The organism is Bradyrhizobium erythrophlei (genome assembly GCF_900129425.1).
GTDB lineage: Bacteria > Pseudomonadota > Alphaproteobacteria > Rhizobiales > Xanthobacteraceae > Bradyrhizobium > Bradyrhizobium erythrophlei_C.
The window spans coordinates 3,771,945-3,792,648 of sequence record NZ_LT670817.1 but is presented as its reverse complement, the minus strand read 5'-3'; the positions used below and the strand labels follow the sequence as shown (position 1 = coordinate 3,792,648).

The window sequence follows — 20,704 nt, the reverse complement described above, 5'->3', positions numbered from 1 at the left end:
GCAATGAGCGGGGTTCGCTCAGCTGCTTTTGACCGTGTTGTTCATCAATTTTACGAGGCAGCCGCTCTTCCCGAACTTCTGCCGAATGCACTCCACGAGTTAGCGCAAGCCTGCGGCGCGGAAGGTGCCGCCTTGAACCTATCGAGCGGCCTTCAAACCCTGGGGACCGTTGGCTCCGTGGGTGTCGGCGAACTTCACTCCGGGTTTGTTAAGAAATGGCGATCGCCCCAGCTGAATTCGCACCGGGCTCGGGGGCTGGAGCTCGTTTTTCGCGGCTGGCGAGGGGCTTTGACCGAACAAGACTGCTTTACGGCGCACGAACTCGAGCGGGATCCATTTCATCAGGAGCTCTTTGTCAGTGCTGGCTATTCATCCTTTGCCGGAGTGATCCTGGCGAAGGCGCCCGGTTCGGTCCTTTCAACTTCCATCATTCGCCGAATTGATCAAGGGACGTACTCACCATCTGAAATCGAGAATATCAATGCGCTGGCGTCGCAATTGCAGTTGGTCGGCAGCCTGGCCCTGCGGATCGGCATATCCTCAGCGCAGCGGATCGCAGACGCCTTTGCCTCGGATGGACGGCCGTTGGCTCTGCTCGGCAATGACGGTCGCATTCTCCACGCCAGCGAGAGCTTTGAAAATCTGACGCGCAACGGCGTGACAATTGAAAATCGGCGTTTGGCATCCTGGCATCCTGACGCGGGCCGAAAAATTGCGGCGGCAGTCAAGCAGGCCCTCGAATATGACGGCAATCTGCGCAAGCCGCTCGCGCCGGTTATTTTGCCTCGGCGCAATGGAGCGCGCCCAATGATTGCATCGATCGTTCCCGTCGTCGGCGCCGCGCATGACATATTGAATCTGGTTTCGGCGATTGTAACCGTCATCGATCTTGAGATTGAGCCGGTTGGGCCCCCGATTTCAGCCATGCAGCAAGCGTTCGGATTAACTCTTTCCGAGGCCAAGCTTGCCCCGGATATCGCGATTGGCAAAACGTTGCCCGAAATTGCGACAGCTATCGGCGTCTCCAAGGAAACATTGCGCAGTCGACTGAAATCCATTTTCGAAAAGACCGGTACCTCGCGTCAAGCCGAGTTGGCGATGCTGCTAGGCCAGTTGCCGAAGTCTTCGTCGCACGCAGGTTAGTAGGAAAGTGCGGTAAACCACTTCCAGAACCCCGGCTAATCAGCGCTTTGCGCCGCCTCGCGTACCGCTATCCGAGAGACATCTTCTTGTGCCTGGTCTCCTTCCTGCTATGGGCTGGTCGGGAGTCGCTCATCCACACCGTCTCCATGAGCCTCAGCTGTCTAGCCCAACGCGAGCAAATGGTCGGAATTTACGCCGCTACTTGAAATCACCTCGCCCGGTAAAGCTGACCATCGACTCTCCCTTCGGGGGGCTTCCGATGCCATGCCCACGACACTCGCAAGGGAAGGAGTTCGGTGCTGGTGGTGTGCTGTAAGAACCGGTTTTGGCACCGCCTCCGAACGCCGGCAAGGGTTGTGTCGCACAACGTTCTTGCAACCGGCAGGCAGGCCGTTCCACCGTGTCATTTGCCGAATCACAACGTCGCACTGATTTGAGACAGCTTGAGCCATCGCCATCGATGAATGTCGAGGTCTCCCTGTGGCGACTTCAGCCGTTGGCTTGTCGCTGGCGAACCGATGAGATCACGTGACCCGCGTCAGGGGCGATGCCCCTCTTCTGTCGCCACCACTTCCGTACCGGTGGCCTCTTGATTCGGCAACGTATGCCGTTCAAGTGTTTCACTTGCTGAATCGAAAACAATCGATTGGAACAGCTAAGCCACCGCCTGTCCGCGTATACCGGGACAATGCGTCCGATCTGAAACTCCTCCCAAACGAGCCATTTGTTCCAAAAAAGGGGTAATCATATGCCCACCGGTGAATCGGAACAGCCGAGCGGATCTGAGACAGCAGTCCGCCAATAACACACCCCCCCAAATTATTCACGTTCTTGTCGCAGATTGGTGGCTTTTCAAGTGAACACGCAGAAATTCAAAATGCCGAGGTCATCTGCGCCAACCTCTGCCATAGGCTGATCGACGATATTGCCCGGATCGCGAAGGGCCTCTGCATCAAAGCTTCTGGAGGAATAGGCCGGCGTGTGAAACGTTGCCGGCCTTCAAATACTCTAGAGGCGGCAGTATTATCGCAGGACTCCATCGCCGTCGGCGCCAGCAATCAAGAAACTGTTCGCGCAGGTGGGATACTGATGGGGAATAGGTTCGGTACTGCTTTCTAACGGATGGGCGCCGATCAAAGTTGATCAAGCGGGTTGAGGTCAAGCTAGCTGGCGGAACATCGCTCCTCCTTACAGCTCTAATTGTATTGGCTTTTCTTAACGCACGTCGAAAAGCTACGGTCAAAAGCTACGGTGGGGCGTTCTTTCGATGCGGGGCTTGTCCGCTCAGCCCTGCCAAAAGCAGAAGTTTACCCCCAACAGTCCGTACAGCCTGCTACGCGCCATCCGTCCACGTGGGCGCAGCAGGCACCTCGCCGTCTTGGCACAACCCGTACAAGGACTGATGCTGACGGAAGCCGCGCAATTCGAAATGGCCGATCTCAAAGACCGGTGCCGCAACTTCTGCGGCAAAAGCACCAGTCATGAGCGGGCGGAAAGGTGCTTCTCGACCTTCGCGGAACGACCTGAGCGGATATCGCACGCAAGTGGCCTCAGACGCGATCAGGCCCGATGTCTCAGTCGGGTCAAAACCGGAAAAGCTCAATGCGAGCATATGTTTTCCGCTTTGCCCCCTGAGAGCGGACATCGCGCAATGCAGTCGACAGTTCCGTTTCGTGCCAACAACGGCCGTTCCCCCAATCCTGCTCCTTACCGCGACTCGAGAAGCGCGGGTCCGGCAATTTCCAGCCTGAGCTTTCCGCGACCCGTTCTCAGTAGCCGGATTGGAGCAGCCTTCTCGTCCAGCCGCCGTCGGAGCAGGAGCAGGCGGGTTTCCAGATTGTCCTTGAAATCGGGCAATCGCAATTCGTCGGAGAGCCGCATCTCACGATTGGTAAAGTCCGCACGACCCTCTTGCAGATGCAGCCCCAGTAGATGAACCAGGAGCCGACCCGAAACGCCTTTGATCAAGTATTCGCCGTCAATGAACACGCTGTCGTCAAAAAGGTGGTGAACAACGCTAAATGGTCGTCCCGCCAAGGCGCCGTTGCCTTGGGACGTGACCAGCGATTGCTCGCTGCCACTGGTATTGTCGGCAAGCGTAAGGACTGCCGCCGCGTTGCTTGCCAGGATCGAGAGAGCCGTTTCGAGGTCCTTCGGGAAAGCGAGACGCTCCTTGCTTTCGAGAAAAAGCACTCCGCGCAAGGCGCCTCCCGCGATCATAGGAAGCGCCATCTGGCTCATGGCGTCGGCTAAACTCGGCAAGGCGATCGTGCGCGTCCGGTTTTCGTCAACCGCCGATGCGCGTATGGCGTCGCCGAACCGGCGAATGCGGCTCATGTCGCTGATACGTATGGTACGGCGCTCGGCGGCTACCGTTCCGATAATCGCTTCGCCAATCGTCACTTCCGAGCCGATGCCGGTCCACGAATAGCCGCGACTACCGACGGTCACCAGACGTTCACCGGCGGGATATTTCACAAGCAGCACGGAGTTGGAGCAGCCGAAGCTGTCGCGTAGTCCATCCAGCAACGCGTCGACGATCGCGTCGATCTCGCGCGCTTCGGAAATGCGGCCGCAGAGCGTCGCCGCCGCGACGAGATAAGGGCTCGCCGCCGGCGACGAGGTTGCGATTGCCGCGCCCGGCGACGGAATGGCCTCCACTGAGGCAACGCGATAAATGTCCACGCCGCGCAGGCGCATCACGTCAGCCATCCCGAGTTGTGCGCTGCTGGCGCGGAGTTCAGCCGCCATGATTTCGAACAGCGCGCCGCTGTCGAGCGAGCGCTCAAAGATCACGGACAGCCGGTATTGGCTGCCATCACGCGGATCAACCAGCATGGCGGCGGCGTTGTTGTTGGCGCGGATATTGGCGGCGGTCTTCGAGAAGAATTGGTCCGAGAGCGCTACGTGCTCGTCATCGACAAGCGCTACATGCGATAGGTAAGAGATGTTAGGAACGCCATCTTGCGAAGCCGTCGCGATGATCGAAGGAATGACGCCTTCGAAGCAGGCTTGGAGGTCACGCAGGCGGATTGTCATCGAGACGGCTCGAGGATACTTCCGGCCTTCTCGCCCGGCGTCTGCACGAAAATCGTCTCGACCGCGAGGCGCAAGACCTGCGGCTCCAGGTCGACGAGCCAGGACGCCGCGACCGCCCGATCGAGGCCGAGCCCCGCGAACGTCTCGATCATCACCTCGATGTAGTGCTGCGCGCGCTGTCGATGGGCGGTGGAAGCTGGAATGATCGCGGCGCGACCTTTGAGCTGGTAGGAGACATAGTCGGCGGGCCGCGCGAAGGTGACGGCGAGTTGCCCGTTGCGCGCGACATTGGCGATGGTCTGCGGCCATTGCCAGCCCGAGACGATGAGGTCGACTCGACCTTTGGCACGATCAACGACAGAGCCGGCTGCCCGGGCAACTTGCGGTAGCAAGCCATCGTCGCAGCTCCCAACGATAATCATCACCGGGCTTTCCAGGAAGGTAGCCAGCGCAGCGTCGATCGGGTTGCGGTCTGTTCCCGGCATAAGACTACTCTAGCGGTTAGCTATTATTTAGTAAAAGGGACCAGGCGCTTAGTAATCATTTAGGAAAGCCGCGATCCAGAGAAGCGTAGAGTTCCGGCCGACCATGCGGAGGACTCGCACCATGAATGCTTCTCTCGATCCGACCCATATGCCTGAACGAACCGTCGCCGTTATCGGCGGCGGCCCGGCCGGCCTTGTCGCGGCCCGCTTCCTCAAAAAGCACGGCTTCGATCCGGTCGTCTTCGAGGCTGCGGCGGTGGTAGGCGGGCAATGGAATGCGGGCTCGCCTTTGAGCGCCGTCTGGCCGGGCATGCGCACCAATACAAGCCGGGTACTGACGGCCTTCAGCGATCTCGATCATCCTGCAGGCACCAGTGTCTATCCGAGCCAGTTCGATATGCTGGCCTATTTGCAGCAATATGCCGAGAAGGGCGGCCTCACGCCCCACCTCCGTCTGTCGACCCGTGTCGAAGGGTTGGATCAGGGTGCCGGGGCGGGCTGGATCGTCCGCTCGCGACGCGGCGAGAGCACTGTATCGGAACTCTTTTCGCGCGTCGTGGTCGCGACAGGCTGCTGCACGGGACCCGACCTACCCACAATTGCCGGGCTGAGTGGTTTCGCCGGCCGCGGCGGCGCCATCCATAGCTCCCAATATAAAGGGGCCGAGCGGTATCACGGGCAATCTGTGCTCGTTGCCGGCTGTTCAATCAGCGCGCTCGAAATCGCGAGCGAATTGGCGGCATCGGGCGCGAAGGTTTGCGTCGCCATGCGTCGCCAACGTTACGTCCTGCAAAAGCTCCTTGCCGGGGTGCCGACGGATCACGTTGCTTTCACGCGTTTTGCCGCGCAGGCCGAAAGGGTGCTGCCGCCGGAGGCGATCGCGGCGGGGATGAAACAAATGGTCCTGAAGAGCTGCGGAAGCCCCGAGCAATTTGGCGCTCCGAAGCCAGACGACAACGTCTTCGCCGCCGGCTTGACCCAGTCGCAGAATTATCTGGCATTGGTGGCGGAAGGACGAATCCGACCGCGGCCATGGCTCGAAGCGATCGACGGCCAAACCGTACGCTTTGCCGACCGATCCAGCGACGCCTTCGATGCGATCATTCTCGGCACCGGTTTCAAGCTCACGCTGCCGTTCGTCAGCGAGACGATCGCGGCGACCCTCGGTCTCGACGGCAGCCACGTCGACCTGCACGACCACACGCTGCATCCCGATCTGAATGGTCTCGGTTTCATCGGTCTTTATCCACTGGTCGGCCCCTATTTCCCGGTGCTCGAATTGCAGGCGCGTTGGCTTGCTTATCTGTGGGCGGGGCTGCGGCCGATGCCGTCCATTGAAACGATGCAAGAGGGCGTTTCGACGGCAAGAGCACGTCGAAGTGGTCCGCGCGATATTCCCATGCACGCCCTGGCGACGCTCTTTGCTACCCATGCGGGTGTTGAGCCGCGTCCCGCGGCATGGCCGGCGCTCGAACGCGCATTGTGGTTCGGCCCTTTGTCGCCGGTCTCGTTCCGCCTGATCGGCCCTGATGCCGAACCCGACGCGCCGACCCGCGCCATGGCGGCGGCGCGTTCTTTCAACGCGATCATCGAGGACGCGCTCACGCCCGGGGAGTCGGCGCGTGTGAAGGCCGTGACTGCAACGCCCGAGGTGCGAGCCGCATGACCCGGCCAACCTAGAACCACCCTCCAACTCCTGGCCCAAGGTGGACATCTCTTGCGTCCGGGATCGGATTGGTTTGCGACCGCAATGGAGGCTCGGATAAGCGCGGGGTGCCGGCCAACCCCTCGATCGCTTCAACGGCCACCATACGACGTCCACACCAAGGCCGAATGCGGGAGTGAAGGAGTGTCCTGGATCGATTTCATCGGCTTCTCGGCAGCGTTCACCGTCCTTGCTAGCTTTTGCATGACGACGATCGTGGCAATTAGAACTCTCGCGCTCTTAAGCAACGTCCTCTTCATTCTCTACGGCTTGTGCGCCCACATCTACCCAGTGCTTGTTCTTCATATTATTTTGCTTCCGGTCACCTTGGTCAAACTTCACCGAATCAAGCCGAATCTCATCCACGCAAGTCGTTGAATTCTGCCTGGACTAGCTTAACCAGGGAGCTCCTCGGCCAATGTCCGGTTTGGGTGGTGGGCTCAACCGGTCGATGCAACACTTTATCTTAGAGGGAAAAGATGGAGTGAGACGATGGAACAGAGATTTCGTCGAGGTTTTACAACGGCCGAGAAGACGGAGTTATGGGATCGCTGGCAACGCGGGGAGTCTTTGAAGGGGATCGGGCGAGCGTTTGGGAAGCCGTCATCGTCGATTTATTTCCAGGTGGCCCCGCACGGGGGCATCCGTCCTGCAGCAAGGCATCGCTCAAGGCTGGCATTGGCGCTTTCGGAGCGGGAGGAGATTTCCAGAGGGATTACAGCGCATCGATCAGCCCGATCGATAGCCAAGATGCTGGGCCGCTCGCCTTCGACGGTGAGCCGAGAAATTAGCCGGAATGGCGGCTATGATCGATACCGAGCGGCTCTGGCGGATGACCAGGCCTGGGCCCGAGCCCGCCGTCCGAAACGTTGCAAGTTGGCGACTAATCCCGGGTTGCGACAGGCGGTAACCAGCAAGCTGAGATTAAATTGGGCACCCGAGCAGATAGCCGGCTGGCTTAAGAGAGCCCATCCTGAAGATGAGAATTGTCAGGTGTCACACGAGACGATCTATCGCAGTCTCTTTGTTCAAGCTCGCGGAGTGCTTAAGAAAGAGCTACTTTGCCATCTTCGATCGAAGCGCACGATCCGTCGATCGAAACAGGCAGGTCTTCACGGCGATGGACGGGGACAAATCAAGGATCCCGTCTCGATCCGTCAGCGCCCGGCAGCAGTTGAAGATCGAGCGGTGCCTGGCCATTGGGAAGGCGATCTGCTGTCCGGTTCGAAGAACAGCTATATCGCGACCTTGGTCGAGCGTCATACCCGTTACGTGATGTTAGCAAAGGTGGCCAACAAAGACACCCAATCGGTCGTCTCCGCGCTCATCAAGCAAGCTAGAAAGCTGCCGACCGAACTGTATAAATCGCTAACCTGGGACCGGGGCAAGGAACTTACGGATCATCGACGATTTACGTTGACGACCAACATCGACGTTTATTTTTGCGATCCGCAAAGCCCGTGGCAGCGCGGGTCGAATGAGAACACCAATGGCCTGCTGCGACAATACTTCCCGAAGGGCACCGACTTGTCGGTGCACTCGCAAGCCCACTTGAACAAAGTGGCTCGCCAGCTTAACGAACGGCCGCGTAAGACCATGCAATTTGAAACCCCAGCAGAGAGATTTAACGCCTGTGTTGCATCGACCGGTTGAGCCGGCTGTCATTCGCGTCGATTCCGCGATGCACCCAAGGAGTCCGGTTCACCCCCCGATAACGGACATACGTCGGTAGCGTTTGAAAGCATAAGGCTTCGCCGTGATCTGCGACCACCGCTACCGTCGATCATCATCATCCGGCCGGATGCACCCAAATGTAAGGCGCGATCTCGCGTGCATTCGTATGATCACAAAGCATTCAAATCGTCCGGCACGTCGCCGAACTTCCTGATCACCTTGGCATCGCTGAAATCGCCTGTAGCAGGGTCACCAGTGCGCCTGAATGCGACCGCGCGAACGTGACCTTCCTTGCGCGATAGCGCCTCGGCGCGCATCACGACCGCGACAGGATTGAAGCACTCCATTGGTTCGCCTGCAGCAATGCCATCGCCCCCTGTAATCGAGGATGACACCCCAAGCCGGCCTCCCGGTCGGCACCTGTCTACCGACCGCCCTATCGAAGTCACTCCTCAGATGATTGAGGCGGGGTGCTCCGTTTTGTGGGGGTGGATTGACGATATTCTTTCTTATTTCTTCGAACAGATGTCTGTTGAGGTTTTTTAAGGCGATGCAATCAGCTTCGCTAGAGAAGGCGACCGGCGCATCATGATCGTGCTCGATAGAAGGCCCATTGCCTTGTCCATTTCCTCAAGCTCTTCGATTTTCACCTCGCGCGAGTTGAAGTAATGGAAATCGTCGACAGCGTTTTCCGACAGGAAAACTCGTCCGCTTTCGTGCGTGTACCAAAGCCCGTGCAGAAATGTGTTCCGTTTCGTATTCAAATTCGAAAATTGCTGGATTATAGTTTCGTAAATATCGGTTTTCTTGGCGTTTATTTTTGAGCGTTGCAGGCAGGTTAGCAACAAGCTCTTTCGCGCCTGGTTGCTAACGATCGAATGAAAAATCTGTCGTGCCGGCGCGCGTTTGCCACCGCCCAAGAGGTCTTGCAATATTCCGATCATCAAATCTTCAACATGAACCCATATTGAGATATTCCTCCCGAACAGCGCGGCAAATCCCTCATTAAGGATGCCGGGCTTATAGTGACCGTCGGGGGCGTCATCGTTAGGTGGTTTGAGGGCATATCGTCTAATTGGTTTGGAAGGTTTCATGGCAAGCCCAAAAGCATCAGATTCTCTCGGAGAAACCAAGGGCCTCATGGGTGCCGCCGGTTTTTCAGTCTAGGCTCCGACGCCGAGGGCACACATGACGATGAAACCGCCAAGACTGCCCGCGCAAGTTCGACGTCGGAGTTTTCACACGCCTGGGTCAAACTCGGAAGTGGAGAGCCATTCGCGGAGAGTCCGCTCTACCCCGATGAACGGACATCATCAGACCGCCCCGACTGGTCCGTTTCGTGCCAATAAGCGACATTGATCACGGATGGCGGCTCAGTCAGCGGGGATCGTAAACTGAAAGAGAGCACCCCGCGGCTCGCACCTGGTCGACCACAGCCGCCCCCATGGGCTTCGTATTCGAGGCTAAAAGGGTGCTCCAATACGTCGTCGTCCACGAGCTTGCGCACCTTAAACATCGATCTCACGATGCGAAGTTCTGGAGACTTGCGGGTAACGCTCACGGTGGAGTGATCGCGCTGAGCGGATGGGTCCAGCCGTCTCGGGTGTTATTCTCTGCGCGTCCGGCACATCTTCCGCAGTGGGAGAAGCACAATGTCCATCCCCAAGCAACTCGGCGCGGCGGCAGTCCTGACCGCGTTAAGCTTCACACCAGCTCCAGCGCAGCAGGTGATGTCCGAGCCCGCTTATTGCGCGTTCTTTTATCCATATGCCAATTGCCAGAACAAGGGTCCAGGCAACCCCTATACCGACCCGAATTACCGGCGCAACGGAGGGCTGAGCTCGGGCCCGTGGCCGAGCGGTGAGACCGTCGGCGTCGCGCCCAAGCGGCCGCGGTTCGCCACAACAAAGTACCTGCGCTAACTGGCGAAGAACGAGCGCGATCGCATCCGTGAGCGCGTGCGCGACGCCAAGCGCCATCGCGCCTCACAAAGCCTGTTCAACGTCTGTGCGTAGTCGCGTCTACCTAAGTTAATTAATACGCATGCCAGCACAACTTTTGCTTGGCAACCAAGGATGGCCAACCGGGCCTGCGCCGTGCCGCCGGCCTGCACGCCGATAGAGGCAGGCCCCGACAAGGTTCGATGTCCCAGTTGGGTCAAACTGAGAAGTGGCGCCGCGTTCGTCGAGAGTCCGTTCGACCCCAAACAACGGACATGCGGGCACTTCGGCAGCAGGTCCGTTTCGTCACACGAGCAGACATCCCGAGGGATGGGGGACCGGCCGCCCTTGGCGCCGATTTCAGCAGAATTAAGGTCCGTCTCAAGGACCTGCCGGGCATTCTGCAGCACGTTATACTGCTAGAGTGCCGGCGGATGGCGAGGGCCGTCGCCGACTGCGCAGTTCGCCGCCTGATTGATTTTGCTGACATGGGAGGAACCAATGCTCGACGCGCGACGGCGCGAGTTCATCACGCTTCTCGGTGCGGCAGTGGCTTGGCCGCTTGCGGCGCGCGCGCAGCAGGCGCTTGTGTCAGTCACATTACGGACGAACCGGCGGTCGTCCGCGAACCCGACTGAGACTAGGACCCGCAAACCGCGAAGGGACAACAGCATGGGCGACTGGCTGCACAATCTTCCTGTGATGGATGGCACTGGTGGTTTTCGGCGTGACGTACTTGGTCGCGGCTGCAATCTACGCAGTTGTAATGGTCCTCGCGGTGGGGCAGCGGGCGCGCTCTTTCAAGGCGATCTCCGCCGGTATGCTATCGCCGTTGGGTATTATCTTCGGATTGTTCGTGGTGTTCACCGCTGCACAGGTATGGCAAGATAACGAACGGGCCAACAGGGAGGTCAACCGCGAAGCGAGTGCACTGAGAGCAGTCGTGGTTCTCGCCGCCAGCCTCCCCAGAGAGACCGAAGCGCGTCTGCGCGCTTGGTGCGTACGGTCGCCGATGTTATCGGTTCGTGTCTGTCTGGTGTGCGTTGTGCGTAGGCGTACAGAGCCCCGCAATGCGCGGCTCTAGCGACCTGATCGAACCGAACGGCGACGATCTTGGCCGCGATCCGCTCGACGTGCGCAAGGCGAGCGCTGTCGAGTCAGGCCGCGTCCTCGTCGGTTCAAACTCAGCCCGGGTCTTGCGTCGGTTAGGCGTCGCGGCCCCGATCTCGACCGACTAATAGTGCACAAGCGACTCAAGGGAGCGTATCAGCTCAAAGGAGCGTATCATGTATCATCGCGCCACAGCTTTAATCGCCGGCATTATCGCCACGGTACTTGTTAGCGGCATTGCCATGTCTATCCCCGCGGAGGCTGCGAAGCTGTCCAAAGCTGAAAGGGTTGCCCTAGAAAAGGCGACCGCTGCATGCAAGGAGGAGGCGAAGGGCATGAAGCTCAGCTGGCACTTGTTGAAGCACCGGAAATACGTCAAAAATTGCATCATAAGGACGGCTGTCAAAGCCGATCCCACCGTAGACATCGAGGAAATCCGCAGGGCGGTGAATATGAAGGATCTCCGGCCGCAGCGACCCGGGGAATGGGGATGTGACCAGATGTGTTGAACTCGCTTTGCGGGATAGGGTCGGCTACTCCGATCACGATCGATTTCGGGGCTATGTTCCCGTTCACTGTCGTTCCGGCCTACGCCACGCAAGACTCGGTTCGCGGCTGTTCGCTAGGCTTTGCTGCGTCCGTCATCGCAGACGGCAGACTTCAACGCGCTTGCAAGGCGCCGCGCCAGGTTGCGTACGAAGCCGCTACCGACCGGATCGGCAACGTTTGAGTGAGCATGTACCGCAATCGCGGCTGCTGGCGCGATACAGAAGCGTCTTGTCATTGTGCACCGTGCCGCTGGTCCCGAGCCACTTTCCGCCCGGGCAGTGGTAGACGTCGCTGGTCGGGTCATATTTAAAGTCGCTGCGCGAGAAGGTGCCATCGTCCGATAAATTCACGTCGTCTCATAAATGAGTCCTGCACCGAGGAACACCATAGTATCGGCCCCGCCAGGAAGCGCAAATGTCCGCTCCGGGTCCAGGCTGTGTAAAAACTCCGACGTCGAACTTGCGCGCAGAAAGTTTGTCTCGATTGCGTTCAATAAGAAAAGAGGCGATCTGCCAGTCACCGTCGGAAGAAGAAAAGAGAGAAAACAATTCTGCGCGTTCTCTGCGCGTGCACGTTTTCACACCGCCTGGGTCAAAAGGCGAAATACTCATTCCGACTAAATGTAGTCCGCTATTCCCAATATCAGACATTCGGGGGGCCAATTCGGCGACAAAACCTTTGCCCCCGACACCTGATTTCTTGATTGTTAGCTCAGGCGACTGATCGTCGAATGGCTTACGTTGTAGGATCGCGCAATGTCTGTCAGCACCTCTCCCGCCTCCCGGCGAGCGATTGCTTCCCTTTTCTGATGGTTGGTCAGTTTAGGTTTCCGACCGAGTATTACCCCCCTCTCCTTTGCCCGTGCTCTCCCCTCGCCGGTCCGCGTCCGGATCAGCTCGCGCTCAAACTCGGCGAGACCGCCCAAGACGGTCAGCATCAAGCGACCGTGCGCCGTCGTGGTGTCAGCCCAGGTATCTCTCAGCGATTTGAATCCTGCCCCATTTTCAGCGATCGTCCCCAATAGATTTAGGAGGTCGCGGGTGGACCTCGCCAATCGGTCGAGCCGGGTAACGACCAGCACGTCCCCTTTTGCTAGGACCGCCATCAGACGAGTTAGCTGCTTACGGTCGGACCGAGCACCGCTGATCTTCTCCTGAAATATCTTCGAGCATTTCGCGGCTTTAAGTTCGGCTAATTGAGCAGATAAGGATTGGCCGTCGGTGCTCACCCCCGCGTATCCATAGACGGTCACATCGCCCTCCATTTCGCACATATAATATGCACAGCATAAAGCCGCTTTTATATGGGTCAACGTCTTTGTGCATAAATCATGATTTTTGCACGAACCCGCTCGATGTCCGTTGTTTGGGGTCGAACGGACTCTCGACGAATGCGGCGCCACTTCTCAGTTTGACCCAACTGAGACATGTCGCGAATCTTACTGTCTGTTGGCGTCCACGTGGTTCCAGGGTTGTTCTTGGGGTGAACTCGACCTAGCTCAAGGCAGGAAGGGACGAACCGGGCATTTATCAAATGGATCGGTATCTAGGAGGTCAATTCCCGTATGCGGCGTTCTTCTGGCCGGCGCTCGTCGCTGCATCAGCCGCTGAAACTGCGTCGTCCATAGCGGCACATTTCCTGGAACTCTCAGGCGAAGCTGATGGCTTGCGCCTTCCGCAAGAGCCGGAAGGAGCAACGCCAAGCAAGATCGCGCTCGAGCTGCAAGCAGTCCGGCTACGTGACTTTACCATTGCCGAAAGCGGCGTTCCCACCCTGCTGTGCACACCGCTCGCGCTGCATGGAGCCGCTATAGCCGACCTTGCAGCCGGACACAGTCTTGTTGCCGCCTTCTGTGGTGCTGGAATTGAACGCCTCTTCATGACCGATTGGCGCTCGGCCAGCGCTGACATGCGATTTCTCGGAATTGACGAATATCTTGCCGATCTCAATGTCCTTGTCGATTGTGTCGGTGGCTTGGTTGATCTCATGGGGCTTTGCCAGGGAGGCTGGTTATCCCTGATCTATGCCGGACGATTCCCAGCCAAGGTGCGCAAACTTGTTATGGCCGGAGCGCCGGTTGATATTGCTGCGCGGCAATCCGGATTGTCGGCTATCGCCGAGGCGACTCCCCTGATCATGTTTCAGAGCCTGGTTAATCTCGGCGGTGGTCGCATTATCGGCCGCAATATCGCGCAGTTCTGGGGAAACGACACTGACGCAAACGCTATTCGCGAATCTCTGCAGACGCTTCAGCCGATCGGCTCGCCGGAATTCACGCGGCTCGAAGCCATCTTCAAAAACTGGAATTCTTGGACAATCGACATTCCCGGAACATACTATCTCGAAGTTATCGAGAAACTATACAAGCGCAACGAACTCGCCAGCGGAAGCTTCGTCGCCCTGGGGCAAAAGATCGACCTCTCGCGCCTGCGGGTTCCAATGTATCTTCTTGCTGGAAGCGCCGACGAAGTGGTTGCCCCGGAACAATTGCTTGCAGTGGAGCGGCTGGTCGGAACGCAGCCGGAGTATCTCCGCCACGAGATTGCCCCGTGCAATCATCTAGGTCTGTTCATGGGGAGGCAGGCGCTTGAAGAGTATTGGCCGAGGATTGTGCGTTGGATGAAAGAGGTCGATTGAATGAGCCTGGCCACTTCCGCTAATGGCCCAAACTTGACATGCCGTCCCGTCGAACGCATGTCTGCAGATAAACAAGGGCTAAACGGACTCGGCACGGACGTCGCTTCTGGACAGTTCATGACCCGTCTGAGAAATCGGTAAGCCGTAACTTTGTTTTCTACGCTGCCGATCTCACCCGCACGTAAGAGCCCGGGGCGTCTTCGACAATCGTGAGCTTGCCACCGCCAGGTTCGCGCGCAGGAACGCGGCCCGAGTCAAGTTGCGTTATCCATTCATCCCAGACCGGCCACCATGACCCTCGATGAGGCGTAGCGTCAGCAAACCATTCGTCAGGGCTTGGCGGCAAATTGTCGTTCGTCCAGTGACCGTATTTGCTGCCTGGTCCGCTGATCACGCCAGCCATGTGGCCCGAAGCCGACAAAACGAACTTGACCGGCCCGGAATACAAATGGGTCGCCGCATAGGTCGATTTCCATGGCGCAATGTGGTCTTCGCGCGTAGACAGAATGAAGGTCGGCGTCGAAATTTTCGACAAGTCGATCGGGGTATCGGCGAGAGTAATACCGCCGGGTTTTGCAAGGAGATTCTGCTGATACATCTTACGTAAATAGAACGAATGCATCGCCGCTGGCATGCGCGTCGAATCGGAGTTCCAAAACAGAAGATCAAAGGGCATTTGCTCTTTACCGAGCAGGTAATTGTCGACGACGAACGACCAAATCAGGTCATTCGCGCGCAACATATTGAACGCCGTCGCCATATCTTGTGCTTCCAGATACCCGCGCTCGCGCATCCGTCTTTCGAGAGACGCTAATTGCGCTTCGTCGATGAAGACGGCCATCTCACCCGCGTCGGTAAAATCGACGAGCGTCACGAAATAAGTGGCACTTGCAATCCGGTCGTCGCCCTTCGCGGCCAAATAGGCGGCCGTCGAGGCGAGTAGAGTGCCGCCGAGGCAATAGCCGATCGTGTTGACGTTGCGCTCTCCGGTTGCGGTCTCGATCGCGTTCAGTGCCGCCAAAGTTCCCTCGATCATGTAGTTTTCAAAGCTCTTTTCAGCGAGCTTCTCGTCGGGATTCGTCCAGGAGATGACGAAGACCGTATGGCCTTGATCGACAGCCCAGTTGATGAAGGAATTCTTCGGCTGCAGATCGAGAACATAAAACTTGTTGATCCACGGCGGCACGATGAGCAGTGGCCGCCTTCGGACTTCCGGCGTGGATGCCCTGTATTGGATCAATTGCATGAGCTCATTCTGACAGACGATTTTTCCTGGCGTGGTTGCGATAGTTTCGCCGAGGCGGAAAGCCTTCATGTCAGTCATCGTAATCGAAAGGCGACCATTGCCGCGTTCCAGATCGACGAGAAGATTCTCCAAGCCACGCAGCAAGTTCTGTCCGCCAGAATACAGGGTTGCGGTGAGGACCTCCGGATTTGTTGCGACGAAATTGGAGGGCGACAAAGCATCGACGAATTGGCGGGTGTAGAAATCCACCTTGCGAGCGGTGGCGTCGTCCATGCCCTGGACTTCGCGGACTGCCGAAAGAATCGACTTCGCAGCAACGAGATAGCTGTCTTTCACAAAGCTGAAGATGGCATTCTCGCTCCATTCCGGATGTTTGAAGCGTTTATCTTTCGGAGCATCGGCTTCCTGTGCGCGCAGCATGAGCATCCGTTCGACGGTCTTTTGCCAAACACTCAAAGTGCCGCAAAATAGATCAATCTGAGCGCTCGCGACCGCCGCGGGGTTGGTCATCATCTTCGTCATGAGCTCGAAAAAATCGAACCCGAGGCTCGACGTGTCACCAATGCCAAGCTTGATCGCGTCCGGCTGATTAGACACGAAACGTTGCATTAGTGTCTGGCTTTGTTTCGCGATATTCTGCAATTGCGCCGCAAGGACGAGCGGGTCCCATCCGGGCTGCATCAGTTTGTCGGCCATGTTTTCCCCTAGTGGTTGTCAGGTCCGTACCAGGAGTTTTGGCTAGGTCTGCAAGACTACCACCTTGCGACCAGGCGGGATCTAAAAATGACAAAGACTCGGTTCAGGCTGCCATTGTGCGGCGCAACTAGGATTGTGCGTTGCGAGACTTCCTCCTTGCGCGATCGTCGTAAGGTCGCCTGGGTGCGGAAAGAGGGCGAGTGGAGCGTTTATCCCCGCAATGCTCCAAGGGAGGGCCTCGGCGCGCATTCGTCGCACGTCGGGTTTCTTCATGAGCGCTGCTGTGAATTTCTCATCGATCTAAATGAGCTAGAAGGGGTAATCGGGTGGCCAACATCGCTTGCCGGCGTAAACGTCGGCGCCGCTATCCACGCTTAAGGCGTTTGTGGCTCGTCCATATCGGGCCGCCCGTCCATTGATTTGCCCCTCGCGTCCAGGTATTGCTCGACCGTTATCGCGCCTTCAGGCGATGTCCGGGTGTATTTCTCTTCGATCTTGTAACCTGGGGGCGGAGCCTCCGGCGGCGCGGCGGCCGCCCCGCTGCAGATGCCGATACTGCAGGCAACGAACAGGCCGATCCAGGAAGTCCCGCCCTTCATTTTCCGGCTCCCTGATTCCGTCACGCAATTAGTCGCGCATGTCCCGATCGAGTTCATCGGGGGCGCACTGGCGGCTTCCAATTCGGGGTTTCAAACAGCGGAGCCCCGGTCGGGAGCGCGGCTTGAACCTTGTTACCTCCGGGCGCTACTGAGATTGAGATCATGAATAGGATCGAAAACTGATGGTCGAATGAACTTTCAAGATCATCTCTCCTCGCGCTGGCAGGAGGGAAATCGCGATGAGATCAGTTGCTGCGGCGATACTGTCCATTCGCGCCGATATAGACCAAACGCATAGGCTGGCGGCATTTCAGGCAATCGGGACTGGCAAGCTCGCTGGACGTGGTGATGCTCGGGTCTTCATCTGCCCCGTTTAGGAACTCGACAGTCGTAAATCGGCCGGAGACGAACGAACTGCCGCGCATATGACGCCCGTCAATGCGATCGGCGGCGCAAGATGCAAGACACGGCTTATGATCGCGCAACTCCCTCCTGACAGGATGCCGCCGCCTCGCCCCGAGGGCATTCCCCGGTTCCAGCGATTATTTCGCGAGGCGGCTGGTCTTAACTTCGACAAGGCTGACCTCAAACGCTACGAAGATTTCATCGATCACAGGATCTATCTGCTGTTGCTGCGCGCCGAGGCCAACGCCAAAGCTGGCGGCGACGTCCTGATCGAGCCCTGGAACCTGCCGATTACCGCCGGCCTGCAGGAATGCATCGAGCAATTCAGGAAAATGGACGAGACGATCGAGCTGGAGCCGATCCTCGATCGTCTGGCCAATCGGCCGCCGTTGCAATTCAGCTATAGCGACGAGACCGAAGCGATGCTGCCCGACCTCGCCGGGGGACTTGGCGTCGCGGTCGCACGGACATTGAAGATCATCGAGCCGGATTTGAAAAATCCGCAGACCAGACAGTGGGAACTCGCCACGCGGGTCTTCGAGCTGCTGCTGTAGTCTATCGCACCTGATCCCGAAGGGAGTTCACACATGGACGTCGGATTTATCGGACTTGGTCATATGGGGAGCGGCATGGCGCGGTGCCTGCTCAAGGCCGGCCATCGGCTCAAGGTATATAATCGGAGCCGTGACAAGGCGGAGAAGCTGGCCGCCGAGGGCGCCGTGGTCGTCGATCGACCGGGCGACGCCTGCCGTGGCGATGCTGTCATCACCATGCTTGCCGACGACGGCGCGGTCGAAGGCGTCACCTTTGGCGAAGGCAATATCCTGGCCTCGCTCGGCCAAAACACCGTTCACGTCTCGATGAGCACCATCAGCGTCGCTCTGTCCGACCGCCTGTCGCAGGCCCACGGGAAAGCCGGCCGCGCGTATATCGCCGCTCCCGTGTTCGGCAGACCCGATGCTGCCGCCGCGGGCAAGCTGTTCATCGTCGCGGCCGGCCCTGCAAAGACGGTCGCGCGATGCCAGCCGCTGTTCGACGCGATGGGGCAGAAGACGTTTGAGCTCGGCGAGAAGCCCTCGGCGGCAAATCTCGTCAAACTGAGCGGCAACTTCCTGATCACCGTGGTGATCGAGAGCCTGGGCGAGACCGTCGCGCTGACGCGCAAGGCGGGCATCGATCCGCACAAGTTTCTCGACATCCTGACCAGCAGTCTGTTCGCTGCGCCGATCTACAAGACCTATGGCGGGATCATCGCCGACCAGAAGTTCGAGCCCGCCGGCTTCAAGATGACGCTGGGCTTCAAGGACAACCGCCTGGCGCTGGCGGCCGCCGAGGCACTTGCCGTACCGCTGCCGCTGGCGAGCCAAATTCACGATCATTTCCTCACCGCCATCGCGCAAGGTCATGGCGATCGCGATTGGTCCGCCCTGGCCCAGCTCGCCGCGGAAAATGCCGGCCTTGGAGACGGACACGCGACACCCAGGGCGTGATAGATTTGAGTTCGAGCGGCGAGATCCATTAGGCTTGCACCGGCCTCATCCTGAGAGTCCGAGTCGGCGCCGGCGTTCTCGATGTCGGTCTTCAGCGAGGCAGTGACGTCATGTGTCGGCCGTGAGTAAACCCCGTCTCGATCACCGTCCAGAGTCCATGACAGATCGCTGCCACCGGCTTGCCGGCGCCGAAGAAGGCCTTGGCGAAGGCGACCGCTTCCGGAATGATCCGCAACTTGTCCGGTTGATGACGCCGCCCGGATAGATGCAGCCCCGGCGGATCGCGATCCGCCGTTCCGGATCTAAAAGCGCGCGCCAAAGGCATAGTCCTCCTCCCCGGGAAAGGCCAAGACGGCCCTACGCGCCTCAGACCACGATGCGATCGAAGTCAGCGGCAACCCGGCTGTTCGCGAATGACTTCCTCGCCTCCGCCAGTATCTCCTCTTCCGGATACCGGCCGGAAACGTGCGTGAGAACCAGTTGCCTGACGTTGCTTCTGGCCGCCAGGTCGGCCGCTTTCGCCGCAGTCAGATGGCCGTAGTCGAGCGCCATGGCGGAATCGCGATCGAGAAAAGTCGCCTCGATCACCAACAGGTCGGCATCCCCTACGTGATCGGACAACCCTTCCGTGGTTTCGGTGTCGCCAATGACCACGAGCTTTTTGCCCCCGGAAGGTGGTCCCAAAACGTCCTCCGAGTCGATCGTCCGGCCGTCCTCCAGTGTCACCGGCCTTCCCTCGGCCAACCCCTTGCGGATCGGACCGTCCGGGATACCGAGGGCTGAAAGGCGATCGGAGCTGAGATGCCGGCGTGCCTGGCTTTCGAAGCAGAATCCAAAGCTGTCGGTGTCGCGGTGGCGAACCGGAAAACAGTCGATGGTGAATTCGCCGGTGTCGATCACCCGTCCTTCCGCCAGCGGCAGCAGTTCGAGCGCTATCGGCGCCCTGCCCTGGTCCCACAGGCCCGCGAGCATCCGGGCCACGACGTCGAGGGTATCGGGACCGCCATGAATCCGCATGACGTCGGCGCTCTGCTGCAAGCGCAGGGTCGAAAGCAGTCCGGGAATGCCGAGCACGTGGTCGAAATGGCCGTGCGTCAGCAGCAGCCGATCAAGCCTGCGGAAACCGGCCCCGCTCCGCAGCAACTGTCGCTGGGTGCCCTCCCCGCAATCCACCAGGATGCGGTCGCCGCCCGCCTCCACCAGAAGGCCCGGGTGGTTGCGTTCGGCCGAGGGAACGCTGGCCGACGTCCCGAGGAAGGTCAGGTCGAACATGCCCGCGGCCTCACGCGTCGACAATGACGGCTTACGGCTTGTTGATTCCGGCCTCGCGAATGATCCTGCCCCACTTGTCGCTCTCGCTGTCGATGAGCTTGCCGAACCCCCCGGCCCATCCTGCACCATGGCGAGCCCCAACGCACCGACGGCCCACGAATGGCGTCAAACCGCGCCCGGCGGGCAAATCACCTGACACCCCCCGCTAACCGCCTGTCCAGCCCTATCTGAAAAAATATTTCTGTTTTTCCGAAAATAAAATCGCGCTATATGATTTGCATCCCGCCCCACACAGAGGGGCGTTGCGCAACGTCACGAACGCGGAGCGGGGTGCGGTGGACGCGACGGCGCGCTTGACGGGCGTTGCCAACGCGGACGGCAAAGTCGTGTGGTCCTGACGTCTCGATGCTGGCGTCAAGTCGGCGGTTAAGACACCGCCGGCGACGGTGACAAAAAAGCCCGATCGCCGGGGAGAGCGCGTTATAAGCCGTAAAACCATTGCGCAGGGAATGCCGGATTGCCTCCGCTGACCTGTATGCTCGTGTGCGTTTTCTCTTCTCCCTTTGCACGCGAGACCGCGGGTGCAGCGTGCACCCGGTATTCCCTGCGCCCTCTGTCTGGAGGGCAAGGAAAATAAGCGGCAAACCTCGGGCAACTCACGCCGCGAGATCGCAAAGCCGTGTCTGCGCAAGGCGGCTATTTGCCCGGCCCCGG

At 58.9% G+C, this 20,704-nt stretch carries 20 protein-coding genes and 1 pseudogene; 11 read left to right on the top strand and 10 right to left on the bottom strand.

Annotated elements, in window-relative coordinates; genetic code table 11:
- Nucleotides 1–3: 3 nt before the first annotated feature.
- Nucleotides 4–1,143, top strand: coding sequence for a helix-turn-helix transcriptional regulator (locus B5527_RS18040; protein ID WP_154072328.1), 1,140 nt, complete (start codon nt 4–6; stop codon nt 1,141–1,143).
- A gap of 1,333 nt (nt 1,144–2,476) precedes the next feature.
- On the opposite strand, the gene B5527_RS18035 is transcribed toward B5527_RS18040, so the two are convergent.
- From B5527_RS18035 to B5527_RS18025, 3 genes are all read right to left on the bottom strand, one after another.
- Complete coding sequence (locus tag B5527_RS18035) at nt 2,477–2,755, bottom strand: hypothetical protein (protein ID WP_154072327.1); 279 nt, start codon at nt 2,753–2,755, stop codon at nt 2,477–2,479.
- A 95-nt stretch (nt 2,756–2,850) separates the two neighbouring features.
- A complete protein-coding gene (locus tag B5527_RS18030) occupies nt 2,851–4,182 on the bottom strand; it encodes a GAF domain-containing protein (RefSeq protein ID WP_079602724.1) in 1,332 nt (443 codons plus the stop codon).
- Nucleotides 4,179–4,667 carry a pyridoxamine 5'-phosphate oxidase family protein gene (locus B5527_RS18025; RefSeq protein WP_079602723.1) on the bottom strand — a complete coding sequence of 163 codons (489 nt, stop codon included), beginning with the start codon at nt 4,665–4,667 and terminating at the stop codon, nt 4,179–4,181. The genes B5527_RS18030 and B5527_RS18025 overlap by 4 nt, the downstream gene beginning before the upstream one ends.
- Before the next feature lie 121 nt (nt 4,668–4,788).
- Between B5527_RS18025 and B5527_RS18020 the strand changes: the two genes are divergently transcribed.
- The 3 genes from B5527_RS18020 (at nt 4,789) to B5527_RS18010 (ending at nt 8,025) form a co-directional block, all read left to right on the top strand.
- On the top strand, nt 4,789–6,333 hold the full coding sequence (locus tag B5527_RS18020; RefSeq protein WP_079602722.1) for a flavin-containing monooxygenase: 1,545 nt from the start codon (nt 4,789–4,791) through the stop codon (nt 6,331–6,333).
- Between the two features lie 183 nt (nt 6,334–6,516).
- Entirely contained in the window at nt 6,517–6,750 is a 234-nt protein-coding gene (locus B5527_RS18015) for a hypothetical protein (protein ID WP_079602721.1), read from the top strand.
- 114 nt (nt 6,751–6,864) lie between these two features.
- A complete protein-coding gene (locus B5527_RS18010; RefSeq protein WP_079602719.1) occupies nt 6,865–8,025 on the top strand; it encodes an IS30 family transposase in 1,161 nt (386 codons plus the stop codon).
- A 191-nt stretch (nt 8,026–8,216) separates the two neighbouring features.
- Here B5527_RS18010 and B5527_RS18005 read toward each other — a convergent pair whose 3' ends face one another.
- Both B5527_RS18005 and B5527_RS18000 read right to left on the bottom strand, forming a co-directional pair.
- Entirely contained in the window at nt 8,217–8,393 is a 177-nt protein-coding gene (locus B5527_RS18005; protein WP_245332637.1) for a hypothetical protein, read from the bottom strand.
- 195 nt (nt 8,394–8,588) lie between these two features.
- Nucleotides 8,589–9,188: a hypothetical protein gene (locus B5527_RS18000; RefSeq protein WP_154072326.1), complete on the bottom strand. Its 600-nt coding sequence runs from the start codon at nt 9,186–9,188 to the stop codon at nt 8,589–8,591.
- Between the two features lie 302 nt (nt 9,189–9,490).
- Between B5527_RS18000 and B5527_RS47650 the strand changes: the two are divergent.
- The 4 genes and pseudogenes from B5527_RS47650 to B5527_RS17980 all read left to right on the top strand — a co-directional run.
- Nucleotides 9,491–9,586, top strand: a pseudogene (locus B5527_RS47650) (YgjP-like metallopeptidase domain-containing protein); the annotation flags it as partial.
- A 112-nt stretch (nt 9,587–9,698) separates the two neighbouring features.
- Complete coding sequence (locus B5527_RS46350) at nt 9,699–9,968, top strand: hypothetical protein (protein WP_245332636.1); 270 nt, start codon at nt 9,699–9,701, stop codon at nt 9,966–9,968.
- 1,088 nt (nt 9,969–11,056) lie between these two features.
- Complete coding sequence (locus tag B5527_RS44075) at nt 11,057–11,224, top strand: hypothetical protein (RefSeq protein WP_154072325.1); 168 nt, start codon at nt 11,057–11,059, stop codon at nt 11,222–11,224.
- A gap of 48 nt (nt 11,225–11,272) precedes the next feature.
- The gene (locus B5527_RS17980) at nt 11,273–11,605 is read left to right on the top strand and encodes a hypothetical protein (RefSeq protein WP_079602711.1); all 333 of its coding nucleotides are present in this window, start codon (nt 11,273–11,275) and stop codon (nt 11,603–11,605) included.
- 746 nt (nt 11,606–12,351) lie between these two features.
- Here the strand turns inward: B5527_RS17980 and B5527_RS17970 are convergent.
- A complete protein-coding gene (locus B5527_RS17970; RefSeq protein WP_245332635.1) occupies nt 12,352–12,897 on the bottom strand; it encodes a recombinase family protein in 546 nt (181 codons plus the stop codon).
- A gap of 281 nt (nt 12,898–13,178) precedes the next feature.
- Between B5527_RS17970 and B5527_RS17965 the strand changes: the two genes are divergently transcribed.
- Nucleotides 13,179–14,282 carry a DUF3141 domain-containing protein gene (locus tag B5527_RS17965; protein ID WP_079602709.1) on the top strand — a complete coding sequence of 368 codons (1,104 nt, stop codon included), beginning with the start codon at nt 13,179–13,181 and terminating at the stop codon, nt 14,280–14,282.
- Between the two features lie 157 nt (nt 14,283–14,439).
- Here the strand turns inward: B5527_RS17965 and B5527_RS17960 are convergent, their stop codons facing one another.
- Together B5527_RS17960 and B5527_RS17955 are read right to left on the bottom strand one after the other, a co-directional pair.
- Complete coding sequence (locus B5527_RS17960; RefSeq protein WP_172842582.1) at nt 14,440–16,224, bottom strand: PHA/PHB synthase family protein; 1,785 nt, start codon at nt 16,222–16,224, stop codon at nt 14,440–14,442.
- A gap of 374 nt (nt 16,225–16,598) precedes the next feature.
- On the bottom strand, nt 16,599–16,823 hold the full coding sequence (locus B5527_RS17955; protein ID WP_079602708.1) for a hypothetical protein: 225 nt from the start codon (nt 16,821–16,823) through the stop codon (nt 16,599–16,601).
- A gap of 473 nt (nt 16,824–17,296) precedes the next feature.
- On the opposite strand from B5527_RS17955, the gene B5527_RS17945 reads away from it, so the two are divergent.
- A complete protein-coding gene (locus B5527_RS17945; RefSeq protein WP_154072324.1) occupies nt 17,297–17,782 on the top strand; it encodes a DUF1931 family protein in 486 nt (161 codons plus the stop codon).
- Between the two features lie 33 nt (nt 17,783–17,815).
- Entirely contained in the window at nt 17,816–18,718 is a 903-nt protein-coding gene (locus tag B5527_RS17940; RefSeq protein ID WP_079602706.1) for an NAD(P)-dependent oxidoreductase, read from the top strand.
- A gap of 91 nt (nt 18,719–18,809) precedes the next feature.
- Here B5527_RS17940 and B5527_RS47115 read toward each other — a convergent pair whose 3' ends face one another.
- Nucleotides 18,810–19,043 (bottom strand): DJ-1/PfpI family protein, encoded by a 234-nt coding sequence (locus B5527_RS47115; RefSeq protein ID WP_276329335.1) that lies wholly within the window; start codon nt 19,041–19,043, stop codon nt 18,810–18,812.
- Between the two features lie 41 nt (nt 19,044–19,084).
- Nucleotides 19,085–19,990: a ribonuclease Z gene (gene rnz / locus B5527_RS17930; RefSeq protein WP_079602705.1), complete on the bottom strand. Its 906-nt coding sequence runs from the start codon at nt 19,988–19,990 to the stop codon at nt 19,085–19,087.
- Between the last annotated feature and the right edge of the window lie 714 nt (nt 19,991–20,704).